Here is a 14,843-nt window from a genome sequence, read left to right as displayed (position 1 = left end):
ATGGATATTAAACGCACGATCCTGATCGCCGCGCTGGCAGTCGTGTCCTACGTCATGGTCCTGAAGTGGAACGATGACTACGGCCAGGCTGCCCTGCCGACTCAGAATACTGCTGCCAGCACTGTTGCTCCGGGCTTGCCCGATGGCGTGCCGGCCGGTAACAACGGTGCCAGCGCCGATGTACCGAGCGCCAACGCCGAATCGAGCCCTGCCGAACTGGCACCGGTCGCACTCAGCAAGGACCTGATCCGAGTCAAGACCGACGTTCTGGAACTGGCTATCGATCCGGTCGGTGGTGACATCGTCCAGCTGAACCTGCCGAAGTACCCACGCCGTCAAGACCACCCGAACATTCCATTCCAGTTGTTCGACAACGGTGGTGAGCGTGTTTACCTGGCACAAAGTGGTCTGACCGGCACCGATGGCCCGGATGCCCGCGCCAGCGGCCGTCCCCTGTATGCCGCCGAGCAGAAGAGCTACCAGCTGGCCGACGGCCAGGAACAACTGGTGGTAGACCTTAAGTTCAGTGACAACGGTGTCAACTACATCAAGCGTTTCAGCTTCAAGCGCGGTGAGTACGACCTGAATGTCAGCTACCTGATCGACAACCAGAGCGGCCAAGCCTGGAGCGGCAACATGTTTGCCCAGCTCAAGCGTGATGCCAGCGGCGATCCGTCCTCCAGTACTGCCACCGGCACCGCTACCTACCTGGGTGCAGCCCTGTGGACAGCATCTGAGCCTTACAAAAAGGTCTCGATGAAGGACATCGACAAAGGTAGTTTGAAAGAAAATGTGTCCGGCGGCTGGGTTGCCTGGCTGCAGCACTACTTCGTGACCGCCTGGATTCCGGCCAAGTCGGACAACAACGTTGTCCAGACCCGCAAGGATAGCCAGGGCAACTACATCATCGGCTACACCGGCCCGGTTATCAGCGTACCGGCTGGCGGCAAGGTCGAAACCAGTGCCCTGCTGTACGCTGGTCCGAAGATCCAGTCCAAGCTGAAAGAGTTGTCCCCAGGCCTGGAATTGACCGTCGACTACGGCTTCCTGTGGTTTATCGCCCAACCGATCTTCTGGCTGCTGCAACATATCCACAGCCTGCTGGGTAACTGGGGCTGGTCGATCATCGTGCTGACCATGTTGATCAAAGGCCTGTTCTTCCCACTGTCGGCTGCCAGCTACCGCTCCATGGCGCGTATGCGTGCCGTTGCACCTAAGCTCGCCGCACTCAAGGAACGCTTCGGTGACGATCGCCAGAAGATGTCCCAGGCGATGATGGAGCTTTACAAGAAAGAGAAGATCAACCCACTGGGCGGCTGCCTGCCGATCCTGGTGCAGATGCCGGTATTCCTGGCCCTGTACTGGGTATTGCTGGAAAGCGTGGAAATGCGCCAGGCCCCATGGATCCTTTGGATTACCGACCTGTCGATCAAGGATCCGTTCTTCATCCTGCCGATCATCATGGGCGCCACCATGTTCATCCAGCAGCGCCTGAACCCGACTCCGCCGGATCCGATGCAGGCCAAGGTGATGAAAATGATGCCAATCATCTTCACCTTCTTCTTCCTGTGGTTCCCTGCCGGTCTGGTGCTGTACTGGGTTGTGAACAACTGCCTGTCGATTTCGCAGCAGTGGTACATCACTCGCCGTATCGAAGCAGCTACCAAAAAAGCTGCTGCTTGACGGGCTAATACGCTAGCCTGTGAATAAAAAACGCCCCCTAGTGGGGCGTTTTTGCTATCTGTCGTTTTTGTCGTAGAGGCTTTCGAGCATGAACACTGTGCGTGAAACCATCGCCGCCATCGCCACGGCCCAGGGCCGGGGCGGTGTGGGAATTGTCAGGTTGTCCGGCCCTCTGGCTGCCAAGGCCGGCCTGTTGATCACTGGCCGCACCCTGACCCCGCGGCATGCCCATTACGGTCCGTTCCGCGACGATGAAGGGCTGGTGCTGGACGAAGGGATTGCTCTGTTCTTTCCAGGGCCTAATTCGTTCACTGGCGAGGACGTGCTTGAACTGCAGGGACACGGTGGCCCTGTGGTCTTGGACATGCTGCTGCAGCGCTGTGTACAAGTCGGCTGTCGTCTGGCTCGCCCGGGCGAGTTCAGCGAGCGCGCCTTCCTCAACGACAAGCTCGACCTGGCGCAGGCCGAAGCCATCGCCGACCTGATCGAGGCCAGTTCCAGCCAGGCAGCGCGCAACGCCCTGCGCTCGCTGCAAGGGGAATTCTCCAAGCGTGTGCACAGCCTCACCGAGGCGTTGATTGCCCTGCGAATTTACGTCGAGGCGGCGATCGATTTTCCTGAGGAAGAGATCGACTTCCTCGCCGATGGCCACGTGCTGTCGATGCTTGATGCCGTGCGCAGCGAGTTATCCACTGTGCAGCGCGAGGCCGGGCAGGGCGCCTTGCTGCGTGACGGCATGACGGTAGTCATTGCCGGCCGGCCGAATGCTGGTAAGTCGAGCTTGCTGAACCAGCTGGCCGGGCGGGAAGCTGCCATCGTCACTGACATCGCCGGCACCACGCGGGATATCCTGCGCGAACATATCCACATCGACGGCATGCCGCTGCACGTTGTCGATACTGCTGGCTTGCGCGATACCGATGACCATGTGGAAAAGATCGGTGTGGAACGCGCCCTGAAGGCCATTGGCGAGGCAGACCGTGTGCTACTGGTGGTCGACTCCACTGCGCCCGAGGCCAGCGATCCGTTCGCTTTGTGGCCGGAGTTTCTCGCTCAGCGGCCGGACCCGGCCAAGGTCACGCTGATTCGCAACAAGGCCGACCTGAGTGGTGAGCGGGTAGCGCTGGAACAGTGCGATGACGGCCATGTGACCATTACCCTGAGCGCCAAGGGCGACGACACAGGGCTGCAACTGCTCCGCGACCATCTGAAGGGCTGTATGGGTTACGAGCAGACTGCAGAGAGTGGCTTCAGCGCCCGCCGGCGCCATCTGGATGCCTTGCGCCAAGCCAGCGAGCACCTGGAGCACGGCCGTGCTCAATTGACCTTGGCGGGCGCGGGAGAGCTTCTGGCTGAGGACTTACGCCAGGCACAGCATGCGCTGGGGGAGATTACAGGCGCATTCAGCTCGGATGACCTGCTTGGGCGGATATTCTCCAGCTTCTGCATCGGCAAGTAATCCACAGCCAGGCAAGGCCAAGCGCCGCTCCTTAGGGAGCGGCTTTTTTTTGCCTGAAATTCGTTGCAGAAGATGCATGCAGGCCGATGACCCAAACACCTGTGGGGGCGGGCGGACCCGCGAAGAAGCCCTTACAAGCTCCAGATCTCTGTGGATGTACCGACCCTTTCGGGGGCTCGACCGCTCCAACCTGACCATGTCTGGCCGCCAGCGCGCTGAATTTTCCATGCTCGGCTCCAAAACTGTGCTCAGGAGCCCTGTGGAAAAGTCGCCTTCAGCTCAGTTGATAAGCGGGCTTTTTTTCTGAGGAAAAACCCGCCTGTGGGTAAACAGCCATTTAATCCACAGGCTAAAAGACGTTATCCATAGGCCTCATGGCACTCCAGACACAGGGTTTAATTTCTCTCTACATAGCGCCATTATTGGGATACAGGACTTTATCCACAGATATCGCTGTGCATAAGAATAAACATAAAAACAAAGCTTTTTAAATTTCTTCTCTCTGATTTCTGTTGTTTGCCACTCATCCACAGACTGGTCAAAATTTGCTCAGACGGTTTCTTTACTGGGGGTGAAGTCCCTATACTTGTGCGCTTACCTTCTCTATTCGCAAAAACAGGCACGAGGTGCGTGGTGGATTTCCCTTCCCGTTTTGACGTGATCGTCATCGGCGGCGGCCATGCCGGTACCGAGGCTGCGCTTGCGTCTGCACGCATGGGTGTGAAAACCCTGCTGCTGACCCATAACGTGGAAACCCTCGGTCACATGAGCTGCAACCCCGCCATCGGCGGTATTGGCAAAAGCCATCTGGTCAAAGAGATCGATGCGCTCGGCGGCGCCATGGCGCTGGCCACCGACAAGAGCGGCATCCAGTTCCGCGTTCTGAACAACCGCAAGGGCCCGGCCGTACGTGCCACCCGTGCGCAAGCCGACCGCGCCATCTACAAGGCAGTGGTACGTGAAATCCTGGAAAACCAGCCAAACCTGTGGATATTCCAGCAGTCCTGCGACGACCTGATCGTTGAGCAGGACCAGGTCAAAGGCGTGGTGACCCAGATGGGCCTGCGTTTCTTTGCCGAATCGGTGGTGCTGACTACCGGTACCTTCCTCGGCGGCCTTATCCACATTGGTCTGCAAAACCATTCCGGTGGTCGCGCCGGTGATCCACCTTCGATTGCCCTGGCCCACCGCATGCGTGAACTGCCGCTGCGCGTCGGCCGCCTGAAAACCGGTACCCCGCCACGCATTGACGGCCGCTCGGTGGACTTCTCGGTAATGACCGAACAGCCAGGCGATACGCCGATCCCGGTGATGTCGTTCATGGGCAATGCCGAAATGCACCCGCGTCAGGTGAGCTGCTGGATTACCCACACCAATGCGCGCACCCACGAGATCATTGCGTCGAACCTCGACCGTTCACCGATGTACTCAGGCGTGATCGAAGGTGTCGGTCCGCGCTACTGTCCGTCGATCGAAGACAAGATCCACCGCTTCGCCGACAAGGAAAGCCACCAGGTGTTCATTGAGCCGGAAGGCTTGAACACCCATGAGTTGTATCCCAACGGTATTTCCACTTCGCTGCCGTTCGACGTGCAGCTGGAGCTGGTCCGTTCGATCCGCGGCATGGAAAACGCCCACATCGTGCGCCCGGGCTATGCCATCGAGTACGACTACTTCGATCCCCGTGACCTCAAGTACAGCCTCGAGACCAAAGTCATCGGCGGCCTGTTCTTCGCCGGGCAGATCAACGGCACCACCGGGTACGAAGAAGCCGGCGCCCAGGGCCTGCTGGCCGGGACTAACGCCGCACTGCGGGCGCAGGGCCGTGACAGCTGGTGCCCGCGCCGCGACGAGGCATACATCGGCGTACTGGTGGACGACCTGATTACCTTGGGTACCCAGGAGCCGTACCGCATGTTTACCTCGCGTGCCGAGTACCGGCTGATACTGCGCGAAGACAACGCCGACCTGCGCCTGACCGAAAAGGGCCGTGAACTGGGCCTGATCGATGACCAGCGCTGGGCCGCGTTCTGCGCCAAGCGCGACGGTATCGAGCGTGAGGAACAGCGCCTGAAATCGACCTGGGTTAGGCCGAATACCGAGCAAGGCCAGGCCATTGTGGATAAATTCGGCACTCCGCTGAGCCACGAGTACAGCTTGCTGAACCTGCTGGCGCGCCCCGAAATCGACTACGCCGGCCTGATCGAAGCGACTGGCGGTGAAGCGATCGATCCACAGGTTGCCGAGCAGGTCGAGATCCGCACCAAATACGCCGGCTACATCGACCGCCAGCAGGATGAAATTGCCCGACTGCGCGCCAGCGAAGACACACGCCTGCCTGTGGATATCGACTACACGACGATTTCCGGCCTGTCCAAGGAGATACAGGGCAAGCTGAGCCAGACCCGTCCGGAGACGCTGGGCCAGGCTTCACGTATCCCGGGTGTGACCCCGGCGGCGATTTCCCTGTTGCTGATTCACTTGAAAAAACGCGGCGCTGGCCGCGAATTGGAGCAAAGCGCTTGAGTTCCCTGGTCACCCCTCAACACGCTGAAGAGTTATCCACAGGTGCGCGCCAGCTTGGCGTCGAGCTGACTGCCGAGCAGCACGAGAAGCTGCTTGGCTACCTGGCTCTGTTGATCAAATGGAACAAAGCCTACAACCTGACTGCTGTGCGCGACCCGGACGAGATGGTTTCGCGCCACCTGCTCGACAGCCTTAGCGTCATGTCTTTTATCCACAACGATCGTGATAACTGGCTGGATGTTGGCAGCGGCGGTGGCATGCCCGGCATCCCGCTGGCTATCCTGCATCCACACAAGCGCGTCACCGTGCTGGACGCCAATGGCAAGAAAACCCGTTTCCTGACTCAGGTGAAAATGGAACTCAAGCTGGACAACCTCACGGTTATCCACAGCCGGGTCGAGGCCTTCCAGCCGGCACAACCGTTCGACGGAATCATCTCCCGCGCTTTCAGCAGCATGGAGAACTTCACCAACTGGACCCGCCACTTGGGCGACACCGGGACGCAATGGCTTGCAATGAAGGGGCTGCATCCTGCCGATGAACTGGTAGCATTGCCCGCAGACTTCACAGTGGAAAGCGAACAGGCCCTGACCGTTCCGGGTTGCCAGGGCCAGCGCCATCTGCTGATACTGCGCCGCAAGGCATGACTGGGAACACTCGCAACAATGGCTAAGGTATTCGCAATCGCGAACCAGAAAGGTGGTGTGGGCAAGACAACCACCTGTATCAATCTCGCCGCCTCGCTGGCTGCGACCAAGCGTCGTGTCCTGCTGATCGACCTCGATCCGCAGGGCAACGCCACCATGGGCAGCGGTGTGGACAAGCACGAGCTCGAGCATTCGGTCTACGACCTGCTGATCGGGGAGTGCGACTTGGCCCAGGCTATGCACTACTCCGAGCACGGAGGCTTCCAGTTGCTGCCGGCCAACCGTGACCTGACCGCCGCTGAGGTGGTGCTGCTGGAAATGCAGGTCAAGGAGAGCCGTCTGCGCAACGCCCTGGCGCCTATTCGCGATAACTACGACTACATCCTCATCGACTGCCCGCCATCGCTGTCGATGCTCACGCTGAATGCTCTGGTCGCATCCGATGGCGTGATTATCCCCATGCAGTGTGAGTACTACGCACTGGAAGGTCTCAGCGACCTTGTGGATAACATCAAGCGTATCGCCGCCCGGTTGAACCCGGAGTTGAAGATCGAGGGCCTGCTGCGGACCATGTACGATCCGCGTCTGAGCCTGAACAACGATGTTTCGGCACAGTTGAAGGAGCACTTTGGCCCTCAGCTATACGACACGGTCATTCCGCGCAACATTCGCTTGGCCGAGGCCCCCAGCTTCGGCATGCCAGCCCTTGCTTACGACAAGCAATCGCGGGGCGCGCTGGCGTACCTGGCCCTGGCTGGGGAACTGGTACGCCGTCAACGCCGTCCATCACGCACTGCACAAACAACTTAAGGAATCCGTATGGCCGTCAAGAAACGGGGTCTCGGACGTGGGTTGGATGCACTGCTCAGTGGTCCTTCCGTCAGCGCGCTCGAAGAGCAGGCTGTGAAGATCGACCAGAAAGAACTGCAACACCTGCCGGTCGAGCTGGTCCAGCGCGGCAAGTATCAGCCTCGCCGGGACATGGACCCGGAGGCGCTGGAAGAGCTTGCGCACTCGATTCGCAACCATGGTGTGATGCAACCGATCGTGGTACGCCCGATTGGCGACAACCGATACGAGATCATCGCCGGTGAGCGCCGTTGGCGCGCGACCCAGCAGGCCGGCCTGGACACGATCCCGGCCATGGTCCGCGAAGTGCCCGACGAAGCCGCCATCGCCATGGCATTGATCGAGAACATCCAGCGCGAAGACCTCAACCCACTGGAAGAGGCCATGGCCCTGCAGCGCCTGCAACAGGAATTCGAGCTCACCCAGCAGCAGGTGGCTGATGCTGTGGGCAAGTCGCGGGTGACTGTGGCCAACCTGCTGCGCCTCATTACCTTGCCTGATGCGATCAAGACCATGCTCGCCCACGGTGATCTGGAGATGGGGCACGCCCGTGCATTGCTCGGCCTGGATGAAAATCGTCAGGAGGAGGGGGCGCGTCATGTTGTCGCACGTGGCCTCACCGTGCGCCAAACCGAGGCACTGGTCCGTCAGTGGCTCAGCGACAAGCCTGATCCGGTCGAACCGAGCAAACCTGATCCGGATATCGCACGCCTTGAACAGCGGCTCGCAGAGCGCCTGGGCTCGGCCGTGCAGATCCGTCATGGCAACAAGGGCAAAGGCCAGTTGGTTATTCGCTACAACTCGCTTGATGAGTTGCAAGGCGTGCTCGCTCACATCCGCTGAAACAATTCCTGTTGTAGCGCGAAGTCGGAAATCACTACCGAAGAGTTGAATAGGGGTTAATCCACCCCTATACTCTGCGCGCATTTTGTCGGCACAAATTATGCCAAGTCATAGCTGACTTGTTGGTCGACTTCCGAGGAGCAGTTGTGATGGAAATACGCACGCCAAACCGCCTGCCTTTCCATCGCTGGGCGGTTTTTCCGGTACTGCTGGCTCAATTTGTCGTACTGCTGCTGGCAACCTTGGTGTTGTGGCAGTGGAAAGGGGCGGTCAGTGGATATTCAGGCCTTTGCGGAGGTTTGATTGCCTGGCTGCCCAATGTGTATTTCGCCTGGAAGGCTTTTCGCTTCAGCGGGGCTCGGGCGGCACAAGCTATCGTCAAGTCGTTTTACGCTGGCGAGGCAGGCAAGATGATTTTGACGGCAGTGCTTTTTGCACTGACCTTTGCAGGAGTGAAGCCACTGGCGCCGCTAGCAGTATTCGGCGTCTTCGTGTTGACCCTTTTGGTCAGCTGGTTCGCGCCCCTGCTGATGAATAAAAGACTTTCGAGACCTTAGGGCGTTTGAGGCAACCATGGCAGCAGAAACCGCTTCGGGCTATATCCAGCACCACTTGCAGAACCTGACCTACGGTCAACTACCAGACGGCAGCTGGGGCTTCGCCCATTCGGCTGCAGAAGCCAAGGCAATGGGCTTCTGGGCGTTCCACCTGGACACCCTGGGTTGGTCCGTCGCGCTGGGTCTGATCTTCCTGTTGATCTTCCGCATGGCGGCTAAGAAGGCGACTTCCGGCCAACCTGGCGGTCTGCAGAACTTCGTTGAGGTGATGGTCGACTTCGTCAACGGCAGCGTGAAGGACTCCTTCCACGGCCGTAGCCCGGTAATCGCACCACTGGCGCTGACCATTTTCGTCTGGGTATTCCTGATGAACGCCGTCGACCTGGTACCGGTCGACTGGATTCCTCAGCTGGCCATCCTGATTTCCGGTGACCCGCACATTCCGTTCCGCGCCGTGTCGACCACCGACCCGAACGCGACCCTGGCCATGGCCTTCTGCGTCTTCGCCCTGATCATCTTCTACAGCATCAAGGTCAAGGGACTGGGCGGCTTCATCGGTGAGCTGACCCTGCACCCGTTTGGCAGCAAGAATATCTTCGTGCAGATCCTGCTGATTCCAGTCAACTTCCTGCTGGAATTCGTCACCCTGATCGCCAAGCCGATCTCGCTGGCACTGCGTCTGTTCGGCAACATGTATGCTGGCGAGCTGGTGTTCATCCTGATCGCTGTAATGTTCGGCTCCGGCCTGCTGTGGCTCAGCGGCCTGGGTGTGGTGCTGCAATGGGCGTGGGCTGTGTTCCACATCCTGATCATCACCCTGCAAGCTTTCATCTTCATGATGCTGACCATCGTCTACCTGTCGATGGCTCACGAAGATAACCATTAAGACCGCCTGGCGTGTCTGATAGCCTTCCCTGCCTGTACGGGGGGAGGGCTTAAAAAGTCCGCAAGGGCATGCTGTACCAAACGATTTGTTTTACCGCTTCAAACTAAAAACCTAACCAATACGACGTAAAAGTCGGGAGGAAAGATGGAAACTGTAGTTGGTCTGACCGCTATCGCTGTTGCTCTGCTGATCGGCCTGGGTGCTCTGGGTACCGCCATTGGTTTCGGCCTGCTGGGTGGCAAATTCCTGGAAGGCGCTGCTCGTCAGCCAGAAATGGTTCCGATGCTGCAGGTCAAAATGTTCATCGTTGCCGGTCTGCTCGACGCCGTAACCATGATCGGTGTTGGTATCGCTCTGTTCTTCACCTTCGCGAATCCGTTCGTTGGTCAGATCGCCGGCTAATCACTCGTCACCACGAGTTGATGGCTGTATGAATTAAGACCGAGCGAGGTGTTGGCGTGAACATTAATGCAACCCTGATTGGCCAATCCGTTGCTTTCCTGATTTTTGTACTCTTCTGCATGAAGTATGTATGGCCTCCGGTCATCACTGCTCTGCAAGAGCGCCAAAAGAAGATTGCCGACGGCTTGGACGCTGCCAACCGCGCAGCTCGCGACCTGGAGCTGGCCCAAGAGAAAGCGGGTCAGCAACTGCGTGAAGCTAAAGCACAGGCAGCCGAAATCATCGAGCAAAGCAAGAAACGCGCTGCTCAGCTTGTCGACGAAGCCCGTGAACAGGCTCGCGTCGAAGCTGACCGTGTGAAGGCTCAGGCTCTGGCCGAGATCGAACAGGAACTGAACAGCGCTAAAGACGCCCTGCGTGCCCAAGTGGGTGCTCTGGCCGTTGGTGGTGCTGAAAAGATCCTTGGCGCCACAATCGATCAAAACGCGCATGCGGAGCTGGTTAACAAACTGGCCGCTGAAATTTAAGCGAGGGCGATCATGGCAGAACTGACCACGTTGGCCCGACCTTACGCTAAGGCTGCCTTTGAGCATGCCCAGGCCCATCAGCAACTGGCCAATTGGTCAGCCATGCTCGGCCTGGCTGCTGCGGTGTCGCAAGACGACACCATGCAGCGCCTGCTCAAGGCCCCGCGACTGACGAGCGCAGAAAAGGCCGCCACGTTCATTGACGTGTGCGGTGACAAGTTCAATGCACAGGCACAGAATTTCATTCATGTTGCCGCGGAAAACGACCGTCTCCTGCTTCTGCCGGAGATTGCCGCCCTGTTCGACCTGTACAAGGCCGAGCAAGAGAAATCCGTGGACGTGAAAGTCACCAGTGCCTTCGCGTTGAACCAAGAACAGCAAGACAAACTCGCCAAGGTTCTCAGTGCACGGTTAGGCCAGGAAGTGCGCCTGCACGCGTCGGAGGATGCCAGCCTGATTGGCGGCGTCGTCATCCGCGCCGGTGACCTGGTAATCGATGGCTCTGTTCGCGGCAAAATCGCGAAACTGGCCGAAGCATTGAAATCTTGAGTTTGAAGGGGCAGCAGAGCAATGCAGCAACTCAATCCTTCCGAAATTAGTGAAATCATCAAGGGCCGCATCGATAACCTCGATGTGAGCTCCCAAGCCCGTAACGAAGGTACCGTCGTTTCGGTATCCGACGGTATCGTGCGGATCCACGGTCTGGCCGACGTCATGTACGGCGAAATGATCGAGTTCCCTGGCAGCGTATACGGCATGGCCCTGAACCTGGAGCAAGACTCCGTAGGTGCAGTGATCCTGGGTGCCTATGACACCCTCGCCGAAGGCATGAGCGCCAAGTGCACCGGCCGCATCCTGGAAGTTCCGGTTGGTAAGGAACTGCTGGGTCGCGTCGTTGACGCACTGGGTAACCCGATCGACGGCAAAGGTCCTCTGGGCAACACCCAGACCGACGCAGTCGAGAAAGTGGCTCCAGGCGTGATCTGGCGTAAGTCGGTAGACCAACCTGTACAGACTGGTTACAAATCCGTCGACGCCATGATCCCTGTCGGCCGTGGCCAGCGTGAGCTGATCATTGGCGACCGTCAGATCGGCAAGACCGCCATGGCCATCGACGCCATCATCAACCAGAAAGACTCCGGTATTTTCTGTGTTTATGTTGCAGTCGGCCAGAAGCGTTCCACCGTTGCCAACATCGTTCGCAAGCTGGAAGAAACCGGCGCCCTGGCCAACACCATCGTGGTTGTTGCCAGTGCTTCGGAATCCGCCGCACTGCAATTCCTGGCGCCATACGCCGGTTGCACCATGGGCGAGTTCTTCCGCGACCGCGGTGAAGACGCACTGATCGTTTACGATGACCTGTCCAAGCAGGCCGTTGCCTACCGTCAGATCTCCCTGCTGCTGCGCCGTCCACCAGGACGCGAAGCATACCCAGGCGACGTGTTCTATCTCCACTCCCGTCTGCTGGAGCGTGCATCGCGCGTTTCGGAAGAGTACGTAGAGAAGTTCACCAACGGTGCTGTCACTGGCAAAACCGGTTCCCTGACCGCTCTGCCGATCATCGAAACCCAGGCTGGCGACGTTTCTGCGTTCGTTCCGACCAACGTGATTTCCATCACCGACGGTCAGATCTTCCTGGAATCGGCCATGTTCAACTCGGGCATCCGCCCTGCAGTGAACGCCGGTGTTTCGGTATCCCGCGTAGGTGGTGCCGCTCAGACCAAGATCATCAAGAAGCTGTCCGGTGGTATTCGTACCGCTCTGGCTCAGTACCGTGAACTGGCTGCATTCGCCCAGTTCGCGTCCGATCTGGACGAAGCGACCCGCAAGCAGCTGGAGCATGGTCAGCGCGTTACCGAGCTGATGAAGCAGAAGCAGTACGCGCCGATGTCCATCGCGGACATGGCTCTGTCGCTGTACGCCGCTGAGCGTGGCTTCCTGATCGACGTAGAAGTCTCCAAGATCGGCAGCTTCGAGCAAGCTCTGATCGCCTTCTTCAACCGTGATCACGCTGAACTGATGGCGAAGATCAACGTGAAGGGTGACTTCAACGACGAAATCGACGCAGGCCTGAAAGCCGGTATCGAGAAGTTCAAGGCCACCCAGACCTGGTAAGCCGCAGCGGGGGCTCAGGCCCCCGCTTGCTAACCTGATAGGTGATACATGGCAGGCGCAAAAGAGATTCGCAGTAAGATTGCGAGCATCAAAAGCACGCAAAAAATTACCAGCGCCATGGAGAAAGTGGCGGTCAGCAAGATGCGCAAGGCACAAATGCGCATGGCTGCTAGCCGTCCTTACGCGGAACGTATCCGCCAGGTGATCGGTCATCTGGCCAACGCCAACCCGGAATACCGCCACCCGTTCATGATCGAGCGCCCTGTAAAGCGCGCTGGTTATATCGTGGTGAGCAGTGACCGTGGTCTGTGCGGTGGCTTGAACACCAACCTGTTCAAGGCCCTGGTCAAGGACATGAGCGCAAACCGCGAACAGGGCGTGGAAATCGACCTGTGCGTGATCGGCAGCAAGGGTGCGACTTTCTTCCGCATCTTTGGCGGCAACGTCGTAGCAGCGATCAGCCACTTGGGCGAAGAGCCATCGATCAACGATCTGATCGGCTCCGTCAAAGTGATGCTGGACGCCTACCTGGACGGCCGTATCGATCGCCTCTCGGTGGTTTCGAACAAGTTCATCAATACCATGACCCAGAAGCCGACGGTCGAGCAATTGGTACCGTTGGTGGCAACCCCGGATCAGGATCTCAAGCATCACTGGGACTACCTGTACGAACCCGACGCAAAAGAGCTGCTGGACGGCTTGATGGTGCGCTACGTGGAGTCGCAGGTATACCAGGCGGTGGTCGAGAACAACGCTGCTGAACAAGCGGCCCGGATGATCGCCATGAAGAACGCCACAGACAACGCCGGTGATTTGATCAAAGAGCTTCAGTTGATCTACAACAAGGCGCGTCAGGCTGCGATCACCCAGGAGATCTCGGAAATCGTCGGCGGCGCTGCCGCGGTTTAACGGTTCACATATTCAGAGGATCCAGCTATGAGTAGCGGACGTATCGTTCAAATCATCGGCGCCGTCATCGACGTGGAATTCCCACGTGACGTCGTGCCGAGTGTATACAACGCGCTTAAAGTACAAGGCGCGGAAACCACCCTGGAAGTTCAGCAGCAGCTGGGCGACGGCGTGGTTCGTACCATTGCGATGGGCTCGACCGAAGGCCTGAAGCGCGGTCTGGATGTCGTCGACACCGGCGCTGCCATTTCCGTTCCAGTTGGTAAGGCCACCCTGGGCCGTATCATGGACGTACTGGGCAACCCGATCGACGAAGCCGGCCCGATCGGCGAAGAAGAGCGTCGCGGTATCCACCAGCCAGCGCCTTCGTTCGCTGACCAGGCAGGCGGCAACGACCTGCTGGAAACCGGCATCAAGGTTATCGACCTGGTTTGCCCGTTCGCCAAGGGTGGTAAGGTTGGTCTGTTCGGTGGTGCCGGTGTCGGCAAGACCGTAAACATGATGGAACTGATCCGTAACATCGCCATGGAACACAGCGGTTACTCCGTGTTCGCTGGTGTGGGTGAGCGTACTCGTGAGGGTAACGACTTCTACCACGAGATGAAGGACTCCAACGTTCTCGACAAGGTAGCGCTGGTCTACGGTCAGATGAACGAGCCACCAGGAAACCGTCTGCGTGTAGCGCTGACCGGCCTGACCATGGCCGAGAAGTTCCGTGACGAAGGTAACGACGTTCTGCTGTTCGTCGACAACATCTATCGTTACACCCTGGCCGGTACCGAAGTATCCGCACTGCTGGGCCGTATGCCTTCGGCAGTAGGTTACCAGCCGACCCTGGCTGAAGAGATGGGCGTTCTGCAAGAGCGCATCACCTCCACCAAGGAAGGTTCGATCACCTCCGTACAGGCCGTATACGTACCTGCGGACGACTTGACCGACCCGTCGCCAGCGACCACCTTCGCCCACTTGGACGCCACCGTCGTTCTGTCCCGTGACATCGCCTCCCTGGGTATCTACCCAGCGGTCGACCCACTGGACTCGACTTCGCGCCAGCTGGACCCGAACGTGATCGGCAACGAGCACTACGAGACCGCTCGTGGCGTTCAGTATGTTCTGCAGCGCTACAAAGAGCTGAAGGACATCATTGCGATCCTGGGTATGGACGAACTGTCCGAAGCCGACAAGCAACTGGTAGCCCGCGCTCGTAAGATCCAGCGCTTCCTGTCGCAGCCGTTCTTCGTGGCAGAAGTCTTCACCGGTTCGCCAGGTAAGTACGTTTCCCTGAAAGACACCATCGCTGGCTTCAGCGGCATCCTCAAAGGTGACTACGACCACCTGCCAGAACAAGCGTTCTACATGGTCGGCAGCATCGACGAAGCGATCGAGAAAGCCAAGAAACTGTAATTCCTGCGCCCCGCAAGGGGCGCTATCAGGTTGAGG

General features: G+C 58.6%; 14 protein-coding genes. All 14 read left to right on the top strand.

The genetic code is table 11. From position 1 onward, the window contains the following. On the top strand, positions 1 to 1,683 hold the full coding sequence (gene yidC, locus ACF8Q6_RS21840) for a membrane protein insertase YidC (RefSeq protein WP_003253171.1): 1,683 nt from the start codon (positions 1 to 3) through the stop codon (positions 1,681 to 1,683). A gap of 88 nt (positions 1,684 to 1,771) precedes the next feature. Then, positions 1,772 to 3,142: a tRNA uridine-5-carboxymethylaminomethyl(34) synthesis GTPase MnmE gene (mnmE, locus tag ACF8Q6_RS21835; RefSeq protein WP_003253174.1), complete on the top strand. Its 1,371-nt coding sequence runs from the start codon at positions 1,772 to 1,774 to the stop codon at positions 3,140 to 3,142. 633 nt (positions 3,143 to 3,775) lie between these two features. Continuing rightward, positions 3,776 to 5,668, top strand: a complete 1,893-nt coding sequence (mnmG, locus tag ACF8Q6_RS21830) for a tRNA uridine-5-carboxymethylaminomethyl(34) synthesis enzyme MnmG (RefSeq protein WP_014589199.1) — start codon at positions 3,776 to 3,778, stop codon at positions 5,666 to 5,668. Further along, complete coding sequence (gene rsmG / locus ACF8Q6_RS21825) at positions 5,665 to 6,315, top strand: 16S rRNA (guanine(527)-N(7))-methyltransferase RsmG (RefSeq protein WP_003253179.1); 651 nt, start codon at positions 5,665 to 5,667, stop codon at positions 6,313 to 6,315. Before mnmG ends, rsmG begins: the two co-directional genes overlap by 4 nt. 18 nt (positions 6,316 to 6,333) lie before the next feature. Beyond that, positions 6,334 to 7,125, top strand: a complete 792-nt coding sequence (locus ACF8Q6_RS21820) for a ParA family protein (protein WP_003253182.1) — start codon at positions 6,334 to 6,336, stop codon at positions 7,123 to 7,125. A 9-nt stretch (positions 7,126 to 7,134) separates the two neighbouring features. After that, entirely contained in the window at positions 7,135 to 8,007 is an 873-nt protein-coding gene (locus tag ACF8Q6_RS21815; protein WP_003253185.1) for a ParB/RepB/Spo0J family partition protein, read from the top strand. Between the two features lie 149 nt (positions 8,008 to 8,156). Then, entirely contained in the window at positions 8,157 to 8,564 is a 408-nt protein-coding gene (locus tag ACF8Q6_RS21810) for a F0F1 ATP synthase subunit I (RefSeq protein WP_008092225.1), read from the top strand. Positions 8,565 to 8,580: 16 nt separating this feature from the next. Further along, positions 8,581 to 9,450, top strand: a complete 870-nt coding sequence (gene atpB / locus ACF8Q6_RS21805; RefSeq protein ID WP_003253188.1) for a F0F1 ATP synthase subunit A — start codon at positions 8,581 to 8,583, stop codon at positions 9,448 to 9,450. Between the two features lie 144 nt (positions 9,451 to 9,594). Further along, the gene (atpE, locus tag ACF8Q6_RS21800; RefSeq protein ID WP_003097235.1) at positions 9,595 to 9,852 is read left to right on the top strand and encodes a F0F1 ATP synthase subunit C; all 258 of its coding nucleotides are present in this window, start codon (positions 9,595 to 9,597) and stop codon (positions 9,850 to 9,852) included. A 56-nt stretch (positions 9,853 to 9,908) separates the two neighbouring features. Further along, positions 9,909 to 10,379: a F0F1 ATP synthase subunit B gene (locus ACF8Q6_RS21795; protein WP_010955888.1), complete on the top strand. Its 471-nt coding sequence runs from the start codon at positions 9,909 to 9,911 to the stop codon at positions 10,377 to 10,379. Positions 10,380 to 10,391: 12 nt separating this feature from the next. Further along, positions 10,392 to 10,928 carry a F0F1 ATP synthase subunit delta gene (locus ACF8Q6_RS21790; RefSeq protein WP_392499448.1) on the top strand — a complete coding sequence of 179 codons (537 nt, stop codon included), beginning with the start codon at positions 10,392 to 10,394 and terminating at the stop codon, positions 10,926 to 10,928. A 21-nt stretch (positions 10,929 to 10,949) separates the two neighbouring features. Then, positions 10,950 to 12,494, top strand: coding sequence for a F0F1 ATP synthase subunit alpha (atpA, locus tag ACF8Q6_RS21785; protein WP_010955887.1), 1,545 nt, complete (start codon positions 10,950 to 10,952; stop codon positions 12,492 to 12,494). A 48-nt stretch (positions 12,495 to 12,542) separates the two neighbouring features. After that, complete coding sequence (gene atpG / locus ACF8Q6_RS21780; RefSeq protein WP_003253195.1) at positions 12,543 to 13,403, top strand: F0F1 ATP synthase subunit gamma; 861 nt, start codon at positions 12,543 to 12,545, stop codon at positions 13,401 to 13,403. 27 nt (positions 13,404 to 13,430) lie between these two features. After that, the gene (gene atpD / locus ACF8Q6_RS21775) at positions 13,431 to 14,807 is read left to right on the top strand and encodes a F0F1 ATP synthase subunit beta (RefSeq protein ID WP_003253197.1); all 1,377 of its coding nucleotides are present in this window, start codon (positions 13,431 to 13,433) and stop codon (positions 14,805 to 14,807) included. Positions 14,808 to 14,843 lie beyond the last annotated feature (36 nt).

The organism is Pseudomonas sp. GLN_2 (assembly GCF_043106005.1).
In the GTDB taxonomy this organism is placed as follows: Bacteria; Pseudomonadota; Gammaproteobacteria; order Pseudomonadales; family Pseudomonadaceae; genus Aquipseudomonas; species Aquipseudomonas alloputida.
Note: the sequence above shows the minus strand (reverse complement) of the source record. Positions and strands in the feature narration are given on the sequence as shown.

Excerpts from the sequence above, each read along its gene's own strand:
- yidC (WP_003253171.1), top strand. The coding sequence starts at position 1 with ATGGATATTAAACGCACGATCCTGATCGCCGCGCTGGCAGTCGTGTCC.
- mnmE (WP_003253174.1), top strand. The coding sequence starts at position 1,772 with ATGAACACTGTGCGTGAAACCATCGCCGCCATCGCCACGGCCCAGGGC.
- ACF8Q6_RS21820 (WP_003253182.1), top strand. The coding sequence starts at position 6,334 with ATGGCTAAGGTATTCGCAATCGCGAACCAGAAAGGTGGTGTGGGCAAG.
- ACF8Q6_RS21815 (WP_003253185.1), top strand. The coding sequence starts at position 7,135 with ATGGCCGTCAAGAAACGGGGTCTCGGACGTGGGTTGGATGCACTGCTC.
- ACF8Q6_RS21810 (WP_008092225.1), top strand. The coding sequence starts at position 8,157 with ATGGAAATACGCACGCCAAACCGCCTGCCTTTCCATCGCTGGGCGGTT.
- atpB (WP_003253188.1), top strand. The coding sequence starts at position 8,581 with ATGGCAGCAGAAACCGCTTCGGGCTATATCCAGCACCACTTGCAGAAC.
- atpE (WP_003097235.1), top strand. The coding sequence starts at position 9,595 with ATGGAAACTGTAGTTGGTCTGACCGCTATCGCTGTTGCTCTGCTGATC.
- ACF8Q6_RS21790 (WP_392499448.1), top strand. The coding sequence starts at position 10,392 with ATGGCAGAACTGACCACGTTGGCCCGACCTTACGCTAAGGCTGCCTTT.
- atpA (WP_010955887.1), top strand. The coding sequence starts at position 10,950 with ATGCAGCAACTCAATCCTTCCGAAATTAGTGAAATCATCAAGGGCCGC.
- atpG (WP_003253195.1), top strand. The coding sequence starts at position 12,543 with ATGGCAGGCGCAAAAGAGATTCGCAGTAAGATTGCGAGCATCAAAAGC.
- atpD (WP_003253197.1), top strand. The coding sequence starts at position 13,431 with ATGAGTAGCGGACGTATCGTTCAAATCATCGGCGCCGTCATCGACGTG.